General features: G+C 35.9%; 16 protein-coding genes and 4 pseudogenes. 9 read left to right on the top strand and 11 right to left on the bottom strand.

The genetic code is table 11. The annotated features are described in order from the left end of the window. The first annotated feature begins 76 nt into the window (after positions 1-76). Positions 77-1,135, top strand: a complete 1,059-nt coding sequence (locus ACFO3P_RS09590) for a multidrug effflux MFS transporter (protein ID WP_319022539.1) — start codon at positions 77-79, stop codon at positions 1,133-1,135. Between the two features lie 162 nt (positions 1,136-1,297). Here ACFO3P_RS09590 and ACFO3P_RS09585 read toward each other — a convergent pair whose 3' ends face one another. The 3 genes from ACFO3P_RS09585 to aceB form a co-directional block, all read right to left on the bottom strand. Next, positions 1,298-1,627, bottom strand: coding sequence for a hypothetical protein (locus ACFO3P_RS09585; protein ID WP_226894790.1), 330 nt, complete (start codon positions 1,625-1,627; stop codon positions 1,298-1,300). 384 nt (positions 1,628-2,011) lie between these two features. Beyond that, complete coding sequence (gene aceA / locus ACFO3P_RS09580) at positions 2,012-3,289, bottom strand: isocitrate lyase (RefSeq protein ID WP_193063158.1); 1,278 nt, start codon at positions 3,287-3,289, stop codon at positions 2,012-2,014. After that, entirely contained in the window at positions 3,289-4,890 is a 1,602-nt protein-coding gene (gene aceB, locus ACFO3P_RS09575) for a malate synthase A (protein WP_193063156.1), read from the bottom strand. The genes aceA and aceB overlap by 1 nt, the downstream gene beginning before the upstream one ends. Positions 4,891-6,138: 1,248 nt before the next feature. Between aceB and ACFO3P_RS09570 the strand changes: the two are divergent. Further along, positions 6,139-6,720, top strand: a pseudogene (locus tag ACFO3P_RS09570) (N-acetylmuramoyl-L-alanine amidase family protein); the annotation flags it as partial. A 160-nt stretch (positions 6,721-6,880) separates the two neighbouring features. Here the strand turns inward: ACFO3P_RS09570 and ACFO3P_RS09565 are convergent. Beyond that, positions 6,881-7,897, bottom strand: coding sequence for a phosphotransferase (locus ACFO3P_RS09565; protein ID WP_212929576.1), 1,017 nt, complete (start codon positions 7,895-7,897; stop codon positions 6,881-6,883). Positions 7,898-8,573: 676 nt separating this feature from the next. Between ACFO3P_RS09565 and ACFO3P_RS09560 the strand changes: the two are divergent. Then, positions 8,574-9,677, top strand: a pseudogene (locus tag ACFO3P_RS09560) (DNA alkylation repair protein). 246 nt (positions 9,678-9,923) lie between these two features. Here ACFO3P_RS09560 and ACFO3P_RS09555 read toward each other — a convergent pair. From ACFO3P_RS09555 to ACFO3P_RS09540, 4 genes are all read right to left on the bottom strand, one after another. Next, a complete protein-coding gene (locus tag ACFO3P_RS09555; RefSeq protein ID WP_042532689.1) occupies positions 9,924-10,121 on the bottom strand; it encodes a cold-shock protein in 198 nt (65 codons plus the stop codon). 410 nt (positions 10,122-10,531) lie between these two features. After that, the gene (locus ACFO3P_RS09550) at positions 10,532-11,551 is read right to left on the bottom strand and encodes an IS4 family transposase (protein WP_379542377.1); all 1,020 of its coding nucleotides are present in this window, start codon (positions 11,549-11,551) and stop codon (positions 10,532-10,534) included. Positions 11,552-11,726: 175 nt separating this feature from the next. Beyond that, on the bottom strand, positions 11,727-13,850 hold the full coding sequence (locus ACFO3P_RS09545; RefSeq protein ID WP_379542376.1) for a heavy metal translocating P-type ATPase: 2,124 nt from the start codon (positions 13,848-13,850) through the stop codon (positions 11,727-11,729). Continuing rightward, complete coding sequence (locus tag ACFO3P_RS09540; RefSeq protein ID WP_042532685.1) at positions 13,843-14,211, bottom strand: ArsR/SmtB family transcription factor; 369 nt, start codon at positions 14,209-14,211, stop codon at positions 13,843-13,845. Before ACFO3P_RS09540 ends, ACFO3P_RS09545 begins: the two co-directional genes overlap by 8 nt. A gap of 653 nt (positions 14,212-14,864) precedes the next feature. Between ACFO3P_RS09540 and ACFO3P_RS09535 the strand changes: the two are divergent. From ACFO3P_RS09535 to ACFO3P_RS09520, 4 genes and pseudogenes are all read left to right on the top strand, one after another. Continuing rightward, a pseudogene (locus ACFO3P_RS09535) lies at positions 14,865-15,150 on the top strand (ATP-binding protein); the annotation flags it as partial. Positions 15,151-15,278: 128 nt separating this feature from the next. Next, positions 15,279-15,737, top strand: a complete 459-nt coding sequence (locus ACFO3P_RS09530) for a DUF4183 domain-containing protein (protein WP_175297041.1) — start codon at positions 15,279-15,281, stop codon at positions 15,735-15,737. Positions 15,738-15,882: 145 nt separating this feature from the next. Further along, positions 15,883-16,266 (top strand): DUF4183 domain-containing protein, encoded by a 384-nt coding sequence (locus tag ACFO3P_RS09525; protein ID WP_042536064.1) that lies wholly within the window; start codon positions 15,883-15,885, stop codon positions 16,264-16,266. Positions 16,267-16,448: 182 nt separating this feature from the next. Further along, positions 16,449-16,847, top strand: coding sequence for a hypothetical protein (locus ACFO3P_RS09520; protein ID WP_256705934.1), 399 nt, complete (start codon positions 16,449-16,451; stop codon positions 16,845-16,847). A gap of 956 nt (positions 16,848-17,803) precedes the next feature. Here the strand turns inward: ACFO3P_RS09520 and ACFO3P_RS09515 are convergent. Then, the gene (locus ACFO3P_RS09515) at positions 17,804-18,229 is read right to left on the bottom strand and encodes a YugN family protein (protein WP_193063145.1); all 426 of its coding nucleotides are present in this window, start codon (positions 18,227-18,229) and stop codon (positions 17,804-17,806) included. Positions 18,230-18,412: 183 nt separating this feature from the next. After that, positions 18,413-19,074, bottom strand: a pseudogene (locus ACFO3P_RS09510) (spore photoproduct lyase family protein); the annotation flags it as partial. 523 nt (positions 19,075-19,597) lie between these two features. Here ACFO3P_RS09510 and ACFO3P_RS09505 point away from each other — a divergent pair. Then, a complete protein-coding gene (locus ACFO3P_RS09505; protein ID WP_193063141.1) occupies positions 19,598-19,882 on the top strand; it encodes a transposase in 285 nt (94 codons plus the stop codon). A gap of 936 nt (positions 19,883-20,818) precedes the next feature. Here the strand turns inward: ACFO3P_RS09505 and ACFO3P_RS09500 are convergent. After that, positions 20,819-21,370 carry a dihydrofolate reductase family protein gene (locus tag ACFO3P_RS09500; protein ID WP_193063139.1) on the bottom strand — a complete coding sequence of 184 codons (552 nt, stop codon included), beginning with the start codon at positions 21,368-21,370 and terminating at the stop codon, positions 20,819-20,821. A 711-nt stretch (positions 21,371-22,081) separates the two neighbouring features. On the opposite strand from ACFO3P_RS09500, the gene ACFO3P_RS09495 reads away from it, so the two are divergent. After that, positions 22,082-23,407, top strand: coding sequence for an AAA family ATPase (locus tag ACFO3P_RS09495; RefSeq protein ID WP_379542374.1), 1,326 nt, complete (start codon positions 22,082-22,084; stop codon positions 23,405-23,407). The last annotated feature ends 98 nt before the right edge of the window (positions 23,408-23,505 follow it).

Genomic DNA, 23,505 nt, shown 5'->3' with positions numbered 1-23,505 from the left:
ACCATTTCAAATTCCAGAAAAATAGCTATAAGTACCCTATTAGGTATTTTAGCGGCATTTGGTTCGTTGACGGTCTATGTACCTGCCGAGTTTTCCAACGATTGCTAATGCGTTTGGAACAAGCGCTTCGAATGTCCAGTTAAGCTTGACCTTTTGTTTATTAGGTCTTGCAGCCGGACAAATTGTTTTTGGTCCATTAAGTGATAAGCGCGGGAGAAAAATGCCTCTTATTTCTGCATTGATTCTGTATGTATTTGCTTCTGTCTTATGCATCTTCGCACCCTCCATCTGGCTTTTCATTGCTGCTAGATTTTTTGAAGGGTTGACTGCTTCAGCAGGAGTCGTCATTTCCAGAGCAATCGTCCGGGATATCTATTCTGGTAAGGATTTAACCAAACTATATGGATTAATCACCCTTTTTGTTGGAGTCGGGCCTATTTTAGCTCCCATTTTCGGCGGAGCAGTTCTCAACTTCACAAATTGGCAGGGCATTTTTCTATTGCTTGGCTTTCTGACGTTGGCCATATTGGCATTTATCTTTATCGTTCTGCCCGAAATAAATCCAGCCTCCAATCGGGTCGATGGAAATATCAAAGAAACCTTGATTACGTTTGGCAAATTAACAAAGAATAAACGATTTTTAGGCTACGGGCTGACCCAAGGGTTAATCATGGCAGGTGTCTTTGCTAATGTTTCTGGTACGCCGTTTATTTATCAATCCATTTACGGAGTATCACCGCAAATGTTCAGCTTCTTGTTTGCTTTAAATGGCGCCGGAATTATTCTCGGCACCAGAATCATCGGTCGGATTACTAAAAAAATAGAAGAAGATAAACTCTTATACATCGGACTGTGCATCTCTACTTTATTTAGTATTCCTTTATTTTTGGTTGTTTCCTGTACTGGGATCAGCACGCCTTTAACTTTTTCTTTAGCCATGCGCAATCAGAAAAAGCATGCAGGGAGCGCATCAGCTTTCTTAGGAATTCTGCCTTATCTATTAGGCGGCATCGCGATTCCCTTTGTAGGAATTTCTGGAGAAAGCACAGCCGTTCCAATGGGGGTCACCATGGTAATTGCCAATCTCGGAGGGTTGTTAAGTTATCTTTTATTCGTACGTAAAAATCCTTTGTGAAAAGGCATTCCAAACGAATGAGTCTGGAATGCCTTTTTCAGCTGTTCTTATCGTTCACTTCTCTTCCGATTTCATCCATTTTACAACGAGGGATATCTTCGCCAAATTTCATACAAGACTTCTGCAGGAAATACTCTCTTCACAGCAGGACCATTTTTTTACTTAACTAGACTGATTTCCTTCCCAATAAGGAGCTTCATACCCATATGGGCTATAACGAGGAAAATTATCAATCGCCATACCTGTGATTACTCCGCCCAAAAAGGGTAAACCATATTGGAAAACTGGATTTCCATAATACGGACCTCCAAAACCCGGGCCAATAAAACCAGGTCCATAAAAACCCGGGCCGAATCCCGGAACAAATCCTGGGCCGAAAAATCCCGGGCCCCAGGGCCTTGGCCCTCCAAAAAAGAGTCGGGAATCCATCATTCCATATTGATTATTTTGTTGTACAGAAGGCATATTCATCTCATCCATATTCATGCTCATTCCTTTCTCTTTTCACATCCACTTTTAATGTATGCGTTCACCTAGAAAATGAATGGGCTTGACTTGCTGTTTTATTTACGATTGCTATTTAAATAGAAAGACTATAAACAAAGGGAAACTTTCCTATGCGGTGGAAGCACCAAAATGGTCACTATTCGGAGGAATCTTAGGAGTCGTATATTTAACAGCTTTTCAAAACAAGTAAAACGAGCATGCAATAAGTTCCTTTTTGTTTCTATCATTTTGGGGGTCGTCCTGACTGGAAAATATTTTATAATGTAAAATGGGAAAGAAGTATAAATGATTTTAAAAAAGAGGAATTTCGCATTAAAACTCGATGCGAAATTCCTCTTTTTGGGGATTACTTTCTGTTCTATGTTTCAATCATCTCGTAAACTGCTCCGCCTCGGTTGAGCCCCTCAAGGCAGTCGTAGATGCAGACCCACCAGAGATAACCTGTGCCACTTCATCAAAATAGCCAGTACCTACTTCACGCTGATGCCGTGTTGCGCTGTACCCATACTTCTCACTCGCAAATTCATTCTGCTGCAATTCAGAGTATGCCGCCATGCCTTCATCCTTGTATCTTCTCGCTAGCTCAAACATGCTATGATTCAAAGCATGGAAGCCTGCTAATGTAACAAATTGAAATTTATAACCCATTTTTCCAAGCTCTCTTTGGAAATTGGCAATCTGTTCATCAGAAAGTTTTTGTTTCCAGTTAAAGGATGGCGAACAATTATACGCTAATAATTTATTGGGGTAATTTTTATGAATTTCATCTGCAAATCGCTGTGCTTCCTCAAGATTAGGCTCTGATGTTTCACACCATATCATGTCAGCGTATGGAGCGTAGGCTAATCCACGTGCAATTGCTTGATCAAGACCTGACCTCGTTCTATAAAATCCTTCCGAAGTCCGTTCTCCAGTAATAAATTCTGCATCATAAGGGTCAATATCACTTGTAATCATATCAGCAGCATTCGCATCTGTTCGTGCGATAATCACAGTTGGTGTCCCCATAACATCTGCTGCAAATCGAGCTGCAATTAAATTATTTACAGCAGTTTGGGTAGGCAATAAAACCTTCCCACCTAGATGACCACATTTTTTCTCTGAAGATAACTGATCCTCAAAATGTACTCCGGAGGCTCCTGCTTCAATCATTGCTTTCATTAATTCAAACACATTTAACTGACCGCCGAATCCTGCTTCTGCATCAGCTACAATCGGAGCAAACCAATCTATCTCTTTATTCCCTTCTGAATAATGAATTTGATCAGCACGCTGTAATGCTTGATTAATTCTTTTCACAACATTTGGAACACTATTTACTGGATAGAGACTTTGATCTGGATACATCTGCCCTGCCATATTTGCATCAGCAGCAACCTGCCAACCACTTAAGTAGATTGCTTTCAAACCTGCTTTAACCTGTTGTACAGCCTGGTTTCCAGTTAAAGCCCCTAAAGCGTTTACATAATCTTCCTGGTTTATTAAGTTCCATAATTTCTTCGCCCCGCGCATCGCTAACGTATATTCGAAATCAATTGATCCTCTCAGACGAATTACCTCTTCCGCAGTATATGGTCGCTCAATTCCTACCCAACGACAATCTTTTTCCCATTGCTCCTGTAATTTTTCCGTACGTTCGTTTGTCATTAATTATTTCCTCCCTTTATCAATTCTTCATATGCTGGTACTGTCAAAAATTCAGCAAAAGTGTCTTGCTTGATTAACTCTTTAAATATTCCAGCTGCCTGCTCAAAATTTCCGTGCTGGAAAGCCTTTTTTCCAATTTGACTTTCAATTTTCTGTAACTCTTCTTTTATTAATTGCTCAACAAACTCTATTGTTACTTTCCGTCCGTCAGAAAGCACCCCCTTTGGATAGCGCACCCATTGCCACACTTGAGCTCTGGATATTTCTGCTGTTGCTGCATCCTCCATCAAATTATTAATTGGGACAGCCCCTCTTCCTGATAACCATGCCGCTGTATATCGGATCCCCACATTAATATTCGTTCGCAGCCCTTCTTCTGTAATTTCCCCAGTTGGTAATTCTAAGAGATCTTGAGCAGTTACCTTTACGTCCTCACGCTTCCTGCTTATTTGATTTGGGGTGGGCATCAGATTATCAAAAATATCTTTAACAAGCTCTACCATCCCCGGGTGTGCAACCCATGTCCCATCATGTCCATCTGTTGCTTCACGCTCTTTATCCCTCCTGACCTTGTCAAATGCAATCTGATTTGCAGCTGGATCGTTTCTTACTGGTATTTGTGCTGCCATCCCGCCAATCGCCATTGCATTACGCTTATGACAGGTTTGAATTGCAAGTAAAGAGTAACTCCTCATAAATGGCGCTTCCATAGTTACTGCTGACCTGTCAGATAAAATACGCTCCGGATTTTGATGGAACTTCTTAATATAACTGAATATATAATCCCATCGTCCACAATTCAGGCCAGCCGCATGTTCACGGATTTCGTATAATATTTCATTCATTTCAAATGCTGCTGTAATCGTTTCAATTAATACAGTTGCCTTTATTGTGCCTTGAGGAATCCCAAGCTCATTTTGTGAAAACACAAAGATATCGTTCCAAAGGCGTGCTTCCAAATGATTTTCCACTTTCGGCAAGTAAAAATATGGCCCTGTCCCTCTTGATAATAATTCCTTAGTATTATGAAAGAAATATAGTCCAAAATCTACCAAGCTAGCTGACATTGGCTCACCGTTTACTTGCATATGCTTTTCGTCTAAATGCCATCCCCTCGGGCGAACCATTAATACAGCTGTTTCATCCTGTAATGAATACCTCTTGCCATTCTCAGCTTCAAAATCAATTTCTCTCCTTATTGCATCTTTTAAGTTAAGTTGACCATCCATTATATTTTCCCAAGTAGGTGAAGTGGCATCTTCAAAATCTGCCATAAAACCTTTAGCTCCAGAATTCAATGCGTTAATAATCATTTTTCGATCAACTGGACCTGTAATTTCTACTCTTCTATCCTGCAAGTCTTTAGGCAATTGTCCGATTGTCCAATTTCCTTCGCGGATATGCTTTTTATCCTCTAAAAACTGTAGCTGTTTTCCTTCATTTATTTCTTTTTGTAGCTGCTGTCGATACTCTAATAGCTTTTTTCGCTGATTATTAAAATTACTGTGCAGCTTCCCCAAGAATTTCAAAGCTTCAGGTGTAAGAATTTCTGGAAATTCCTTTTCATAAAAGATTTGTACCGTCGCTTGATTCATTAGCATACCTTTTACTCCTCCTCTATTCTATTACATAACAACAAAAACAAAAACCTATTGTACTATAACAGTATATTGAAAATTTACTCTTCCCTTTTTGACAAACAATAATCACATTCCATTATAAAGCTTTCAGAATCAATTTGTTTGCCACATTCAGGACATGAGCATTTCTCATGCATTATCATTGATAGCCCCTCCTTTTATATAACAAAATTAATTATTTCGTTTTGTTATATAACAGTATATTCGATTCAAAAAAATAATGCAATACCTTTTTTATAAAAATTTGAAAATTTGTTATTGAAAAATTTTAGAGAGGAGGCTAAATCGTTGATATTAAAGTAGATTCTTATTTTATGCATTGGTATATCCTTGTAAAATCTTTTTATATTATTTCCATTCACTAACAAATCTGCTTGCTTAATTTTCTGCCAGAACTATTATCTATGTGAACTTCAATGCTTAAGGAGTATTCTTGTATATATTTGGTGAAATTTTTGCTCAAAGGGCACTAGACATCAACTAATGCTTACTGGTTGTTGGGCGTATTCGAGATTCGCATCCTAAAGTTTATATATGCCTGCACCCGCAAAAAAAAGCAATTAGACATATCCCATATAATTGCCTTTCATCCAATCAAACGATTAGCTTTCATTTCGATAATAATATATTTAATTCTTCCTTAATCCTATATTAGATTAAAGGAATACTGAAAATATATACTTTAGAATTTGATATGCCTATTTTAATAAAAACAGTTAGAGTCATTGCCGTCCCGATTGTAACTCCTGTTTTACAATGAAATTGGGAAAGAAGCTCAATAAAAACAATGTAAAACCAATTTTATATTATCATCTAATGGCATTCCAATTCAAAAATACACTGTTTCCTAAGCGGTTACTCACTTTTCCAAAGCTGTAAACACTTATCGAAACAACATTTATAATCTTAGTACCGACGATGTAAAGCGATGATATCCAGATTAAACATTACAGCAGCAGTCAATATATGATTATTACTTTTTAACATGGATTCCCGAAAAAAAACACTAATTTACAAATTTTAAATATATGGAAATATATTTTTCCAATCTATCAACATATCGATCTATCGACAAATTTTTTAATAGATTCTAAAATGGTTGAATAACTATAAAGAAGGAGGAATAGCATTATCTTTTCCAAACAAGTAAAACAAGACTTAAAAAAGCTTCTGTTTGTTTCTATTATTTTGGGAATTGCCCTAACAGGTATGACTATTTCCCATCATGCAGTAGAAGCAGCAAACACGCGCATTTATATCGATCCAGGACATGGCGGAGCTGACCCAGGGGCATCAGCGAACGGTTTACAGGAAAAGGATGTAACGCTGGATATCGCATTGAGAACCAGAGACATTTTAAATGAACAGTATAGCAGTCACACGATTAAACTTTCACGGACGTCCGATGTAACCAAGTCATTAGATGCGAGAACAAATGAAGCAAATAATTGGGGAGCTAACTTTTTTGTTTCCATACATATCAATGCAGGTAATTCTACAGGCTATGAATCTTTTACATGGAACGGAAGCTATGAAAATAAGGAGAGAACCAACGCCATAAGAAATACAATCCACAATGAAACGGTGGAACAAACAGGGTTCACCGATCGTGGAAAAAAAGAAGCCAATTTACATGTCTTACGCGAATCGAGTGCACCAGCCATTTTAACGGAAAATGGGTTTATCGATAATGCAGCAGATGCGGACAAGCTGAAAAGTGCTGCATCTATAGAAAAAATAGCACAAGGGCATGCGGATGGAATAGCCAAAGCGCTTGGGTTGCCTGCGAAATAAGGTTTTGTTCGTTTTCGAAATCTTAAGCAGGGTTAGAGCAAGTGGAAAAAATCAAATATGTTTGATGGAAAACGTATCGCTATCTACAGGGAAGATGGCGGTACGTTTTTTCTGTTCTTCAAGTATAGGTTATACACTTTATAGTATGGATACCGTCTTAAGACATGAAGGGGAAAACTTTACGTTCAAAGTTAATTATTTCCTCATGTTTGTATTTAAACGCCATATTATCTGTATCTTTGAGAATAAAATTTAGGAAAAAGAGACAAAAATAAGATTGCCGGTACTTAGGCTCAAACGTTAAATGGAAAATAGCAAAAAGACTCGTTAATCCTTCATCAAAATCCCCTGCGATATACCTCTTATAATAGGAATAATTATGGTGTACATCTAATTCGTTCCAAATAAATTTGAAAAAATCATAGAAGAAAACATATTTGCCTGCAGTTTCCCAGTCGATATACCATAAAGTTTTTTCCCCTGCTTCATCAGTTAAAAGAATGTTATCAGACCACAAATCGCCGTGTAAGTTGATAAACGGCAAATTTAGAGAAAGCAATTCTGGGGAAACTTTTTCTATTATTTTCTCAAACTGATGGATATGCTTCCCATTTGAACTTGTGTTCAATAAGCGGTTCAACGTTTGATAATCAACCTTTGAATGAAGCGTTAGATAATTGAAATAACTACGATAATCATCATATATTTTTTTCAAAATGAAAGCTTCATCGTTATCTGTTTTATCTTCAAAATGAACGAATTCTTCCATCAACATGTTGTGCTTGGCGTCTTGATTGATTAATGAGGGGATACGGAAGAAAGGTGAAAAATAAGTATAGTTTGCGATTTTCATTTGATAACTTTCTTTATTGGTACAAATGACAAGTACCTCATCATCTGAAAAAATTTTGATATCGCCATTAATACAGAACCATAAGATACTTCCATTGAAATACTTCAGCCTGGAATCTTCTATTTCCAGTGAAAGTTGATCCTCTTTTTTTGTATTTTTAAGGTTATTAACCATAGGATGAGCAGTTTTTGTTGTATTAAAAACAGTTCTAAGATCTTTATCCAACGTATACAGCCCGTTCTCTAAGTAAGCACTCCATTCTATTACTTGGTCTTTTTTCGCCTGGACTTCTTTAATGTATTTTTTAAATTCTTTTGTCATCCGCTACCTCCTAACCTTTCATACTCAGATTCATTGTAATACAGCTCTCTCAGACATTTCATCAAAACAATTTCTTATTTTATTGTATAAATAGACCATTTGACTTTTATACCTATTTTCTGTCTCTGTTGCGCAACAATTACGCCCGATTCTTGCTGCTCTCACTATATTTTGTTAAATATTCAGATTTTATCGCTTTTAACTTTTAAAAACTCCTCAAAATCCAGAATTTTATCCTCTTCTTGTTCAGGTGTTTCATCAATAATTTTAAGTAACCCATTCTTAGCTGTATTCATCACCACTTTCATGAATATTTTATTTTATCTCTTCTTGTTTCATTACACTATTATATATTCATGTTTCCAACATTGGTATATAGTCGCGGTTATTTGTTTCATCATTTGAACATTTATAGTTATACAGACAATGAATGGCTGCAACTCCTTGAAAGTAAGGAAGTTTTACAGCCTTTTGTAATTATTTATATCAATATATAAAGGAATACACTTCAAGCATGAGGTTGTATCTATGCTTTTATCATATATTAAGCTATAATAGCCACATACTAGCATGTGAAAGGGAGTAAATCAGCTTGACTATAAAGGCAGTTATTCCTTTGTTATCCCGTTAATTGCGGAGTACTCTCGGCTACACACCATTTGAGAAGGAGAAGCATATGGCAGAATTACTAAAAAACAAGTATAATTACGAGTCCGTTCACGAGCTGGCTTTAAGTATTCGATCTGTATATCATTCGTTTCAGATTGATGATTTTGTCAACGACATTATGGACGAAAGATGGAATGAATTAGGATTGAAAGCACGTATGCGGCAAATTGCAATAAATTTAGGAAAGTATTTGCCAGCCGATTATGAACAGGCGCTTGATATCCTTGATGAAGTCATTGCGGGTTATCCTGCAGGATTTAACGACTTTTCTTTCATGTATTTACCAGATTTTGTTGAAGTCTATGGGCAGGATGAACGCCATTGGGATTTGTCAATTGCTGCGTTAGAAAGATATACCTCATCCTCCTCTTCTGAATTTGCCGTGAGACCTTTTATCATAAACCATGAAGAGCGTATGATGTCCCAGATGGCTGCCTGGGCCAGGCATGACAATGAGCATGTCCGGCGGCTTGCCAGTGAGGGTTGCCGCCCTCAACTGCCATGGGGACAAGCATTAGTCAGTTTCAAAAAAGACCCATCGCCAGTTCTTGGTATTTTAGAACAGCTTAAAGCTGATCCATCACTGTATGTCCGTAAAAGCGTGGCCAATAACCTAAACGATATTTCCAAAACACATCCTGACCTGGTTGTAGAAATTGCCAGGATTGGTACGGTCAAAACGAGCATACGGATTGGATTGTAAAGCACGGGTGCAGGGCACTTCTTAAAAAAGGGCAACAGGGATGTATTGACCATCTTTGGATTTGCAGATGCCGATTACGTGGATGTTGACGCCTTTACGTTAGATGCTACGTCTATTTCCATTGGCGGGAATATGGTCTTTTCTTTTAAGATTGAGGCAAAAAAAGCAACCAAGGTTCGGCTGGAATATGGCATTGATTATGTAAAAGCAAACGGGAAGCGAAACCGTAAAATATTCCAAATATCCGAGCTTTCTTTAAAGAAAAACGAAACGAAGACTTACACAAAAAAACATTCTTTTGCAAATCTAAGCACAAGGAAGCATTATACAGGCATCCATTCGGTTACGCTTATTGTGAACGGCGTCGAGCAGTATACGCTGGATTTTGAAGTGTTAACTGCTAAATAGGCTAATCTTGGATTCCGTTTGAGCGGCTTTATCATTTTCAATATGTACTGCTTCTATTCAGGTTACTTCACTTTTTATAAAAATATAATAAAAGGCTATAAATCCTTGTAAAGAAAAGGTTTATAGCCCTTTATTATCATTCAATATCTCGACAATACAATATAGCGCAATACCGTTGATATCATGCGGTCTGTAAAAATAAAAAGCCTTTCTATGAAAGAAAGACTTTTTATCAATTATAAATTATTACTTAACAACGTTAGTTGCTTGTGGTCCACGGTTACCTTCTTCGATGTCGAAAGTAACTGCTTGACCTTCTTCTAATGTTTTAAAACCTTCGCCTTGAATTGCTGAGAAGTGTACGAATACGTCGTCTCCACCTTCAACTTCGATAAATCCAAAACCTTTATCTGCGTTAAACCATTTTACTGAACCTGTGTTCATATGAAATTCCTCCATTGTGCATAATGCACACATTTATTACTTTGGTTGTTCTGATAATAATTCAAGACGATGATATAAATTGTAAAGTTATGACATAAATCCTGTATTGCTAGCACGAACAATTAAGTTATTTATAATATAACACATGTCACTCAAAAAAGATACCATTCTATATATATTTTTTAAAGACGGTCTTCTTGTGATACAGCCTATATACATCAGCAGTAAATTCATTAATTTATTCACTCGACATCACTAACGTTGCATAAATATAATAAGAATATTCAGTAAAATGGTTCTCAGTAATTTTTGCCAAAAAAATCAACGACCTAATAAAGGTGACTCTGTCCATTTGGAAAATATATACATTTATACTCTTATTCCTGTGATTGTCTGTTCTCTTCTCTTTATCAAGGGACGGTTCTCTTTTCAAAACGACGCAGCCACAGATAAGCTGGTTTCCATAAAGCTGCCTTTAGCCAGCGAACGATACGAAGTAATTTCTTCTCGCTCTGTGTTTCTAATTGAATGAGTACATGTAAACAATAGGTGATCAGTGCTAGATAGATTTGGTTTTGTAAAGCTGTTTCACTCATCCCATAAAAATGCTTGATTTTGATGTGCTGCTTCAACCATTTGAAAAAAAGTTCAATCGCCCAACGTGTTCGATAAATGTTGCATATTTCCTCCGGTTCTAAATCAAACCGATTGATAATTAATCGTAATGGATTTCCTTTTGTATCCATTACTTCGAGGAGGCGAAACACATTTTCACAATGTTTTTGCGTGGATCCGATATAAACCATCTGGTCGGACAGCACGTTGGAATCAGGAGGAACAGAAAAAGCGTATACCTTCCGTGTGACAGAATTTTTCTTGAGTCTGGAGACGAAAAAGTAACCATCGTCTGTCATCCGGTCAAAGCGCTCGTAATCCATATAGCCACGATCAAAGACATACATGGCTTCTTTGTCATCCACCAGTACTTCCAATTGATTACGGTCATGTTCCTTCGCTGGTGTTATCATAGCTTTTTCCGGATAAACCGTATCCTTGTCCATGAAAACCAATCGCAAGTGTAACTTGACTCCTGCTTTTGTTTTTCGGAATTTTGCCCACTTATAACGGGTGAGGTTAAGGGGCAATGTACTGGAATCAATAATCTTTAAAGGAAGTCCTTTAACAGCTTTGTTTTCATAGCTTTTTATCTGGTAAACCAAATCTAAAAACAGGGTCGCTAAGATAGAAGGATTGACTTCATTATTTTTGCGTGAAAGCTGGGAAGCACTAATGCTTTCTATTCCACTCGCTTTCTGAAAATCACCATCCAAAAGCGCATCGCTTAGAGCTTGTAGTCCTTCTGTTTCATGTACTTGTNTTATTGGTGCAATCCATTTACCAAATGCATTTTTTCGTGTATTCTTGTCCATAAGCGTTTCCTTTATATTGGATTTGGACAGAAATTCACCTGACCAATTCATTATAAAGGATTTTTTTATGGCTTAAAACAGCAAAAACCGAAAATTAGGATTATTTTGGAAAACCCCAAAGCTAAACCAGCTTGCCCACCGCCGATTATGATAACGTCATATGTCATGGAATAACTCATTTCTTAATTCTCAATAATCGTAAACTGTTTAATGTCACAAGCAAGGTCGCTCCCATATCTGCAAATATCGCTATCCATAAGGTTAACCAACCAGGAACAACTAATAGTAAAGCAACAGCTTTAATTCCTAAAGAGAAGGTAATATTCTGCTTGATAATCATCAATACTTTCCGGCTTAATTGAACGGTATATGGTAACTTATTCAATTCATCTGACATAAGAGCAATATCTGCTGTTTCTAGTGCTGTATCAGTTCCTGCACCGCCCATAGCTACTCCGACCGTAGAAGCAGCCAGTGCTGGAGCGTCATTCACACCATCACCAACCATGGCTACTTGTTGATGTTTTTCTCGAAGTTCTTTAATAAAGGTCAACTTATCTTCTGGCAATAAACCAGCTTCGACATCTACAACCCCAACTTGTTGTCCAATCGCATGTGCAGTTCGTTGATTATCACCTGTTAGCATGACTGTTTCGACTCCAAGATGATTTAATTGGCTGATAACCTCTTTAGATGATTCTCTTATTTCATCTGCGACAGCAATGAATGCAAGAATCTCTGTTTCTGTTCCTAACACCATGACTGTTTTTCCAGCTGTTTGTAAAGAGGTAATCTTTTCTTTTTGGTCATTTTCTATTTGGTTATGCAGCTCTTCAAAAAGACTTGGACTTCCTACATAATATGTTTCATGATTTATCTTAGCTTTAATGCCTTTTCCTGTAATGGATTGAAATTCTTCCATAGCTATATCATTGTAATATAAACCTTTTTCTTCCGCCTTTCTTATAATAGCGGAAGCGAGAGGGTGTTGTGATCCTTTTTCAATTGCTGCGGTAATGGTGATTAATTCGTCTTCACTTCGGCTATACGTTACAACATCTGTGACAGTAGGAACCCCTCTTGTAAGTGTTCCTGTTTTATCAAAAGCGATAACTTTAAGGTTTCCAGTCTCTTCTAAATAGACACCGCCTTTAATCAATACCCCATTTTTTGCTGCATTCCCTATGGCAGTAACTACAGCTACTGGAGTAGAAACGACAAGAGCACAAGGACAACCAACTACGAGTGCAGCCAGGCCTTGATAAACCCATGTATTCCAATCTCCACCAATAAATAAAGGAGGAATAACAGCTATTAATATAGCTAAAATAACAATAGCTGGTGTATAATATTTAGCAAATTTATCGACAAATGCTTGAGAGGGTGCACGCTCTGCTTGTGCTTCTTCTACAAGATGAATGATTTTTGAAAGTGTAGTATCTTCCACTCGTTTGGTTACGCTAATTTCAAGTAAGCCTTCTTCATTTAATGTTCCAGCAAATACTTCATCATCTACTGTTTTCGTAACAGGAACACTTTCACCTGTAATAGCAGCTTGATTTAAGGTGGAAGTTCCTTTGAGAACAGTACCATCCATCGCTAATTTCTGACCAGGCTTTACAATCATCATATCGTCAATTTCAATGTCATCTACATGGATACTCATTTCTTGATTTCCCCGACGGATTAATGCTTCTTTTGGTGCGATATCCATTAACGATTCAATCGATTGACGGGCTTTATCCATGGAATAGCGTTCCAATGCTTCACTGATAGCGAACAGGATAACAACCGTCGCACCTTCCATCCATTCGCCAATAATAGCTGCACCGATAATCGCAATGGTCATAAGCGTATTCATATCAAATTGTAATCTACTCAGATTTCTAAGCCCTTTAATAAAAAGCGTGTAACCGCCAATTAAAATAGACAGTGCATACCCGATTGTTGGTAAAAAATTTTCTTCTCCTAATTGTTTTCCTAAAAACCAGCTAACCAAAAGCAATATGGCTGAAATATAAACCTTTATATTTTCTTTTTGTTTCCAAAAAGGTTCATGATCTACCTTTTGTTCTTTTTCATCTCGAACCTTTAAATTTTCAAAGGATCCTGCTTTTTCAAGCTCTTCAATGGTTATTTGTCCCTTTACATATACTTTTGAAGCTCCAAAATTAACTTCGGCGTCTTCCACCCCTTGTATTTTCTTGACATTATTTTCAAAAGTTTTTGCACACCCGGCGCAACTAAATCCTTGAACACGATATGCTTTTACATCTTGTTTAGTTAGTGATTCAGACATTTGCTTTTTCTTCTTTCTGATGGATTAATGTAATCGAAATTAATTGCTTAATATGTTCATCGTCCAATGAATAAAAAGCAAGTTTTCCTTCTTTTCGGTACTTCACAATTTTTTGTTTATGCAGTGTCCGCAAGTGGTGGGAGGCAGTTGCCACAGAAGAGCCTATGATATTCGCAATGTCACATACACACAACTCATCGTCTATACATAAGGCATAAGAAATTTTTGTTCTATTTTCATCTGCAAGTACTTTGAACAATTGAGAAACATGAGATAAGTCTTCTCTTTGTAATTCTTCTTGTATACGATTGACTTTTTCCTCGTCATAACAATACACTTCACACATATCTTTTTTAACCAAAGTAATCACTCCACCTTCATTCAAATACTCATTTGAATATATAGTATCTTATTCACGAATTTCATTCAAGTATATATTTGAATAAAGAGGTGAAATACTTTAATGGAATTTTGGTTTTTAAAAAGAAAAAACGACCTTCTGGCGGAGAACATTCTCTACCTAAGGTTGTTAAGATATTTTAATAATAACTCTAATTTTTCACGTATTAAAACTTAAAAAGCTGTCTATTCGTCCACTTCATTGACTTTATCATCAAAAAAAGAGCCACGCTTTTATACAGTAACCCTACTTCCCTGCCTATTCCTTTTGCGGGATTTTGGCGGGGAATCTATTGATTTTTAATCATTTCTTCCATTTTATGTCTCCCTAAAATACTGCCAAATTAACGTTTTCACTTCAAATCATACTAGTGAATTATTCTCACTCAATTGTCGGTGAGCTACCTAGAACCCTTGCCATCACTATTTTCAGCTAAATTTTTCTCTATGGCAGGTTTTTGGCAAAGAACCAATTCCATCTTAATGTATTGATTTCCATTGAAATCCACATAAGTTTCCTTAGAAAGATTAAACTGAATATTCACTGGCATTTTTTCAGCAAGTGGCTCATCATTTCTACTCCATTAATACGCATAATGTTTTATAGTTATTTCTGGCGAGCTCTCTAGGCTGATTAAACAGCTTGATAGACTGGATTTACTTATATTAGACATTCCTCTCCTTAAAGAAGGTGCAGAGTTATTGTTTCAGGTAATCTCTATGTGTTGTGAAAATAAAAGATTGGTGATTACTACTAACCTTCCATTTGGGCAATGGAATCATGTTTTAGGAGATCCAATATTAACTGAAGCGGTGATTGGCCGGCTTATTCATCATTCACATTTACTCCTTTTTTAACCGTGAAAGTTTCCGTTACAAAGAATCATTCATACAGCAATAATTCGGGACAGCAAGGGACATACATTTTTACTTGCCAAATACAGCCAGCTGCACAGTCAAATCACCTTCTTTTTAAATAAGATATAAAACAACACATCAAAATTTCACGTAGGAGGGGGTGAAATACCGTTGAATGAAAGCTATTATCATAGTAGAAAGCTACGCGGCAGGGATTCTTGTTCAAATTGCCACTGCCATCATTGCAGTAAAGAGCGCAAAAAAATTCATGAGGGAAATAAAAATAACACATCCAATACAAATACCTTTAATCCTATATTTAATCCATCCATTACAGTCAATATATCCCCTGAATATACACCAACCCCCATAGGAGTGGAGACGGTCCAATACCTTACCCTTGCCGAAGAAGGGAAAAAGGTTTATACGAATAAAGATGCATTAAAGCAATATGGAAGCAGTGATATACTTGATCCGGACAATGTTTCCACTCTTAATTTATTTGTCAATGGAGTGTTGCAACCCCCGTCCATTTACACTGTCGAGGAAGGTATTCTTCACTTAGAGTCCAGTGACCTCCCTCCAAAGGATGCCCCAATTACGCTTCTGTTTGTCACGGTTAAAGGATAATATTACCTGGCTATGTAATAAATATGCCTTTTTTAATGGGGCATTTTGTTAACTTTCAATACGAACTAATTCGTCTGACCAAGCATTTCCAACTCCTCTTCATAGAATAAAATGTGGTTGATATAAAATGGAGGTGAAAATGAATATGGCACTTCAATTAATGAAAATCGCTATTAGCGGTACAATTGACACAGATGTTAATCCTGAGTCCGCAAAATTCTTTTACATCACAACAGAAGATACAGCAGCAGGAAGTACCTTATCTATTGATGCTGCAAGTTTCCTGGGGGATGATGGTGAAGCGGTAACGACACTTCCAGAACTTGCAGAAGATAATAGTTATTTCACTGTGGAAATTAACGGTGTTGAGCAAATGCAAGGCATATCAACATATACACCAGGTGCTACAGGGACTGGCTCATTAGACATTGCTGTTCCTGCTGGCGGAGGGTCCATTCCAGCAAACCAAACTGTTATCCTGCAAGTTGTTAATTTCGCAGCAACATCCTCAGGGACATTTGACACCTAGAATATAAGTACTCCTTTGTGCCCGCCAGATACTGGCAGGGCACAAAGAAATTTATCTATTTTCATCATAAATACCTCATATAAGAAAAGGTCTGTTTAGATTACCGCACTTTTTTGGAAGTTTGAATACATTATACTGTCATGCTTTTTAATTTCCATTAAAGAATACGAGGGGGATTAGTTATGAGTATTGAATTCTTTACATTGGGTCCGACAGCTATTCAAATATATGAGGCAGGAGAGCAAAACCCGCAAAAAGCAAAACGAATGGTTTATGGACAGGCTACGTCAAATGCAAATGGGATAGCTACACTTTATTTCACAGACAATGGATTAGCAGATGGAAATCCATTATTAGATACGATTGATTATGCGGTATCGAGCGTATATTCAACAAATGCTACGATAAATGCAAGACCAAGAGTGCAAATGCGTGAGAAGAACATTACGGGAAAATATGTTTCGGCCAATGTTACAAATATTAGTGGTGTAACCGTTCTAGGCATAAGTGTATTGGGTTCGGAAAATCCAGTGAGCGGGATTGTTGTGGATTTTATGATTTTGGGTAGTTTTCATAACTAAGATAGACCTTCTCTGAATAGAAAAGTATCAGTAAATGCACTTGTTCGAGTATCATATCATGGGGTGTTTTATTTTGTTCCATTAATTTTGGATAGTATAAACAACAGATAGTGAATAAATTGAAATCATGAAGTAATACAGCAATGATTCTACCTATAATACGAATGGTGATGAGATTATTGGAAATATAATGCCGGCAAAAACGAGTAATAAAGAGCATAATAATGATTGTTCAAACTATAATATTTAACATATAAAAAAATATTAAATGCTATCAAAGTCTATAAGAGGTTAAGATTGAGTATTATGTGCTTTTTCCTCATGGAAAACTGGGGTGTGTTAAACAAAGAAAAACAATGGTTGTGTTTTAATGTGTGATTTGGAGCGTATTAATTATCAATTTCAAGAAGCTTTTGGGTCATATCAGAATATCATTTAATGTATATTGATACTTGGTTTTAGCTAGATTGAGTATTGCCATGAAGGAGACTCAGGTGTGCCATCTTTTTGACCCGCTTCTGCCATAAGTGCACCCAGTGTAGTCTTAACTCCATCCCCCTTGAACTTGTTTGTGTCCCTGGTAGTGAAATTTATAGCGGATAGCAAAAAACAAACCTTTTATGGCTCTATCCGCATCAATAGCGTACCCTGGACAATCAATTCTATGCTCTGCTGGCGGGGTCGGTTCCCTTCCAGCATTCACTAAGAATTGGCACGGCGGTAAAGAGCAAGTAAATGACACTGCGGTTAATAGGTTCTAATCCTTTAGTTGGATGGATCAATTTTTTGTCGCATGCGGGTCAAAAAGATCATATATCTAGAATGAGTTTTGTTATTTTTTACTGTTGCCATTGTACCGGTATGACTGTCATTAAGTATTTTCTCAATACTTTTTTATATTGACTCACATTTAATCGCTCCTTATTTAATGATGATAACACTGTGTAAAAGCAACATCAGGAAACTTGCATGTCATTCAATGAACTAACAACACGATGAACCATTTGCTCACCAGCTTCTTCCCATCTGCTTTTATCCAATATGTTACCATCTTTATCTACAGGATTCTGGAATTGATTAAATCCTGTTGCCGTTAATAAAGAATTTTCATCCCAATCCAGTCCTATATTCACAACATGTTTGATGACATATGGTTGTCCAAATTGAATATATGCATTTGGGCGATCCAGTTCTCCATGCAAAACGTTAAAGGGGACTCTTATGTAAATTGTTTCTCCACCTTCTCGGCATAAATTCATATCAAACTTTCCGTGGGTGTATTCAAAATTACTGCAGAAGGTAAATCCATTAGCATCAAATACATTACGCACTTCACCAAAATATACCTTTTTGCCTTCAATATCAGTCTGTAATTTCAGCATATTTTCACTCCCTTTTTTGATAACTAGTATTAACATATTTAAATAAAAGATACCCATGAGTTATGCTAAACACTTAGTTATATATTAACTATCTTTTATTGATGTTCATGTAAAATATTCAATTCTTGATTCAAGAAAATAATGATGAATATAGCCCCCAATTGTATCTTTGATATCTTCCTGTTCTGCGACTTTCACTCCTGCTTCAACGCGCTCGTTCAGTCTAGATTTACCAGGATCAATAAACTTAATAATGAAATTATTATTGATACTGAATCGAAAATATGTCCTGCCATTATGTTTGGCATCGAGAAGATGGTACACATACGCAAACTTGGTTACAAAACGATGCTTGCCATACTTCGAATTACCAAAATATTAAATTGCTCGTTTAAGCGTAAGAGTTAAATGATCTATACCAACAATATATGATGTACAGAAGGCTTCAAATTTTGTAAATTCAAGAGCCCTCTCCTCCATATAAAATTCTGCTGCCTCAAAAATCTCGTTAACATATGTCACATGGCTTGCTGCTCATCATTGTTTGTATATAACCAAAATGACAATGACCAATACAACCTGTTGCAAAGGGAATAGTATATTCTGCTGATGGCTTAGATGTACCGAATTTTAAGGTTTTTCGAATTCTGATAACAAGAGTTGATTTAGCCGTACAATATTTTTGGGAATGGTTTTCACCAGGTAAATTACGGATTTGATTATGTGATGTTATTTTTCTGGTTAATCCCTATCTTTTCAAATTTAGATACAAATTCTTTCCCAAGTGGGTATTCTAGTGCTTTAGGTTCCACATAAACAAGTTGAGAAATAAAAAGTTTAACCATAGAACTCCCCGGAAAAAAACAGCCAATTCATTGGGGTTATCTGGATTTCCAAAAACTGCTGCTTGTTGGGCTTGGGCAACATTCTAAGCTTGAGGATATACATAACTTCGCCTGGCCTATATGTTTGATTGATGTCCATTTTCTCACTATCTTTCTTCATTTAATATTAATCATCCCTCAAGGCGTATATTTTATGACGAAAGGATTTCATTTAGAATGATATGAAACAAAATGGTAATACTAATAAACTGGGGAAGGTAGTGTTAAAAGAAATGTGAAGGCTTGACATGAAGTCTCTACAAGCATGAATTACTACGCAAGAACGTAGCTAATCCTTGTTGCGTAAGGCTTTACAGTTTATCATGCTTGTGGCTCCAAGTAAAGTCTCACTGAAAAAACTTGTATGACTTCCTATATTTAAGGAGGGGGATATTTTTTTGTTAACAGTCCCTTTCATATCAATGCTTTGACTAATTTTTATTAAAAACTTTTGACAATACCATGGAAAAATAGGGGTGTTTTTATGAACGTTTTCCTTGTATTAATAAGTATATTGATTCCACTTGCAATGTACTTCCTGCGAAAAAAATGGGATAAATTGCATTTCATTTTTAATCTTATTACCCTTGTATCAACGCTTGTCTTTGGAAATATTGTTTCTGTCTCCATTTATCAAATTATTAAAGATAAAACCGTATTTATGACAAATATCCATGCCATTTTCCTCAATCCCTTTTTCTTAATTGCCGGTGCTTATTTAGGCATATATATTATTTATCAGTTGTTGAATGTAACCTTGAAAAGTTAATTGATTCTATTGAAATGGCGTTTAGGACATATGATAACATTGAATACAAGCTGTACTACGAGGTGAAATAGTACCTTAAAACGTATAGCATTAAAATTCATTGGTTATTGTCAATTTCGAATATGAAGGCAAATAATATGGTTATAGCCGACAAACTGGCGCTTTAAGCGTATAACGTTGCGCGAGAAAAGGAACATTTAACGGCATAAATTATAGGGAACAATCTTATGAGTGAATTTCCTAGCCGTTCCCCTCCTACTCCTTTTTTTATATAATAAAGTGTAAAAACCAGATTATTGGTATAAACACTGGATCTACAAAAGCTATTCAAGGATGAAATACTCCATTTTACCACTAATTTACTACTTTTGGATGAGTCTTGATACGATGAAATATCCTAGAAAAGTGAAGAACAATAATAGATACTTCCATTGTGAAAATTGAATATGGAATAGATAGGCATTTCAAAATGAGGTGTCTATTTTAGTGTTCAAAAATATGCTTCAAATTGATTCCGAATATCAGGAAAAAAGTACGAATGATGCTAAAAGCAATCCTTGGCAAAGAAAAAGTTCTCACAAAAAGTAAGTTTCTATCATTTCAGCCAAGATGACTCCATCCTCAAACATTCAGTGGAATTGTAGGTGGGAGGTGAATTGACGGTTTCCTTGATCAGGACGAAATGCCCTTATATGGTAAAAAGGGTTCGAACCCATCATTTTCAGTTAAGAGAATGAAACTTGGGCTTTATCAATCAAAGAATGGAGTCATCGCGAACGCCGATGTCAATAGAGCCGGGAATATTATGATGAAAATGATTCGAAAAGCATTCAAAGAACTGTTTGCTTGTGCTTAGATGTTGCTTCGACCGACAGCAATCATTCTAAAATAAAAGTAGTCCCAAAGGCAAGACCAATGGGATAGTGGTGGGAGTATTCATTTGTAAACTAAGAGTACATTCCCGCACTGAAACGTTCGTGATTCAATTAATTCAAGTTTTTGATTAACATCATTGAATAACCGTTGTCCTTTTCCAATTAAAACAGGATTCAGTATAAGTCGATACTCATCAATTAAGTCATGTTGGATAAAGGTTTGTGCAATGCTTGCGCCTGCAAGTAGTGCTATTTTTTTGCCGGGTTGGTCCTTCAGTTTTTCCACTTCAAAAGCCAAATTTCCTTTAACCAATCTTGCATTCCATTCCACCTTTTCCAACGTTCGAGAGAAAACAACTTTTTTCATCTTATTCATTTTTCTAGCAAAAGAACGATTTTTTTCCGTACTTTTTTTATCAAATTCAGCAGAAGGCCAATGCTGGAGCATCATCTCATAGGCAACTCTTCCATAAAGTAGTGTATCTACAGAATCCAAAAAGTCATCCATAAAATCGTGCATTTCCTCATCCATCACATGCCAAGAGCTATCCCCGTCTTCACCTGCAACAAATCCATCTAATGACATGACCATTGATAAGACAATCTTTCTCATCCTACTCAACCTTTCTCTAGAAATTTTTAAAAATATCTCACATGCATGATATTCAATAACCTTATGACCATGCCTACTTTCTATATTAAAGCATAAATAACGCTTTGATTTCTTTTCAATTGCTACCTTTTATAGTCCAGTCATTAAAAGAAAGGGGGATGAACAAGTTAACTCTAATTTTTACGTACTAAAACATAAAATGCTTTCTATTCGTCCATTTCATTGACTTTATCAACAAAAAAAGAGCCACTGCTTTCATACAGTAGCTCTCCTTCCCTGCCTTTTCCTTTGGCGGGATTTTGACAGGGAACTATCTTTATTTAAATCATTTTATCCATTTTTAACAAGGTTAAATCCTTATAAATCGGTGTTCCCTCTTCAAATTAAGTTGTATTCTTATTCCCACTCTACTTTAAGGGTTCAGGGTATCGAACGAAAACATTGATTTTAAAGGTTTTTCAAGAAATATGAATAACTATAACCTAACAAATAAAATTTAAAAAATGCAATTTCAATGCAATGAATGCAGATCACTATTTAGAGTTATCTCTATAAATATTTGGTATCTTCTACAAGAGGCGTTTCAATTGAAGCGTCTCTTGTCATAAGAATTTCTAACACCTTCATCCAAGTTCTCATGTTTACTTTAATACAAAGAAAAATTTGCTATAATTAAATACAACTATAGAACTATGGAAAAGGGGTCATAATATGCACTTGGATTTGGCTAGCTCTATTCTGTTTAAAGATGATAATTTGGCTTTAGACAAGGATATCAATTTTATTTTTGGTAAGAATGGTACAGGAAAGTCTACTATCTCCAATTTAATTAAAGACACAAAAGTTACAGATTTTGATGTCAGAATCTTTCAAGGTTTTGAATCGGTATTAGGAGAAGATGATAGATTAAATGCAGTGATTTTGGGTGAAGAAAACAAATCCGTTAATAAACAAGTTAATGAGATAGATAAAGATATCTTAAACATCAATTCAGAAATTGAAAAAATAAAATTAACTATTTCTCAGCCGGAAGACGATAAAACCGAAAACCTTTATTCAGAACATCAAAATGCACTTAATGAAAAAAAGAAAAAGGAAAATGAAATCATTAAATTTTACACAGATTCCGCAAGACAAATTTCTAAGGATAATAAACTAGTAAATAATGCAAGGAGTTATAATAGAAATGTTTTTAAAGGGGAAATAGCTAAAAGTAAATATTTAGATAAAGGTGCAATAGAAAAATTTGAAAATACTTTAAAGTCAGAGAAGAAATTTGCTAAAGAAATGTTTTTTCCCACACTAGGTTTAGATAAGTATTTAGATTCAGTAAACGAGATTTTAAATGCAAAAGTTGAGTCTAAGATTATAATTGAAGAATTACAAAATGATTCTGAGAAGTTAACTTTCGCCCAGACAGGTTTGGAAATTCATAGTGAAGATGATAATTGTGCTTTTTGTGGCAATAAGGTTTCAGGAGAAAGACTGCATGCTTTAAAAAGCTATTTTTCAGCTGATGAGGTTAAAGGTTTAAGCGAAAGAATTATAAAAGGAAAAGAATTAGTTTCTCAACAAATAAATATGTTGACAGATTTAAATATCATTAAAAATGATTTTTATCCCAATTTTATTGAATCTGTTAATAAGCTAGAAAAGGATTTAGCAGATTTAAAGGTCAAACAGTTAACTTTTTTCCAAAATTTAGAGGATAGTTTAGATGATAAGCAAAAACATTTATTTGAGCAAAGAGATAAACTAGATTTAGAAATCCCAAGTAGTTTTAATGATATTTCAAAAGAATATGCAGCATTGGTAGAAAAGAATAATGATTTTGCTAATAATTTTGTAGAAAATCAGGAAAATGCAAAAAGAGAATTAAGATACCATGAAGTATTTAAATTAGTCGAAGACTTTCAATTAGGAGTTAAAAATACAGAATTAGAATCCCTTGAAAAAACAGAAGAAAGTGCAAGAGAAGCTATAGAAAAAGAAACAGATAAAATTAAAAAAAATGAAGATAAAATAGTGAAGCTGTAACTGCTAAACTAAAGTAGACCATTATTGCTTGATAAGAATGAACACTTTTCTTGGGGGATAGGCATGTAACAGGCTGTTGCCCCGTAGGGGCGGCAGCC

The organism is Oceanobacillus aidingensis, from assembly GCF_042654105.1.
GTDB lineage: Bacteria > Bacillota > Bacilli > Bacillales > Amphibacillaceae > Oceanobacillus > Oceanobacillus oncorhynchi.
Note: the sequence above shows the minus strand (reverse complement) of the source record. Positions and strands in the feature narration are given on the sequence as shown.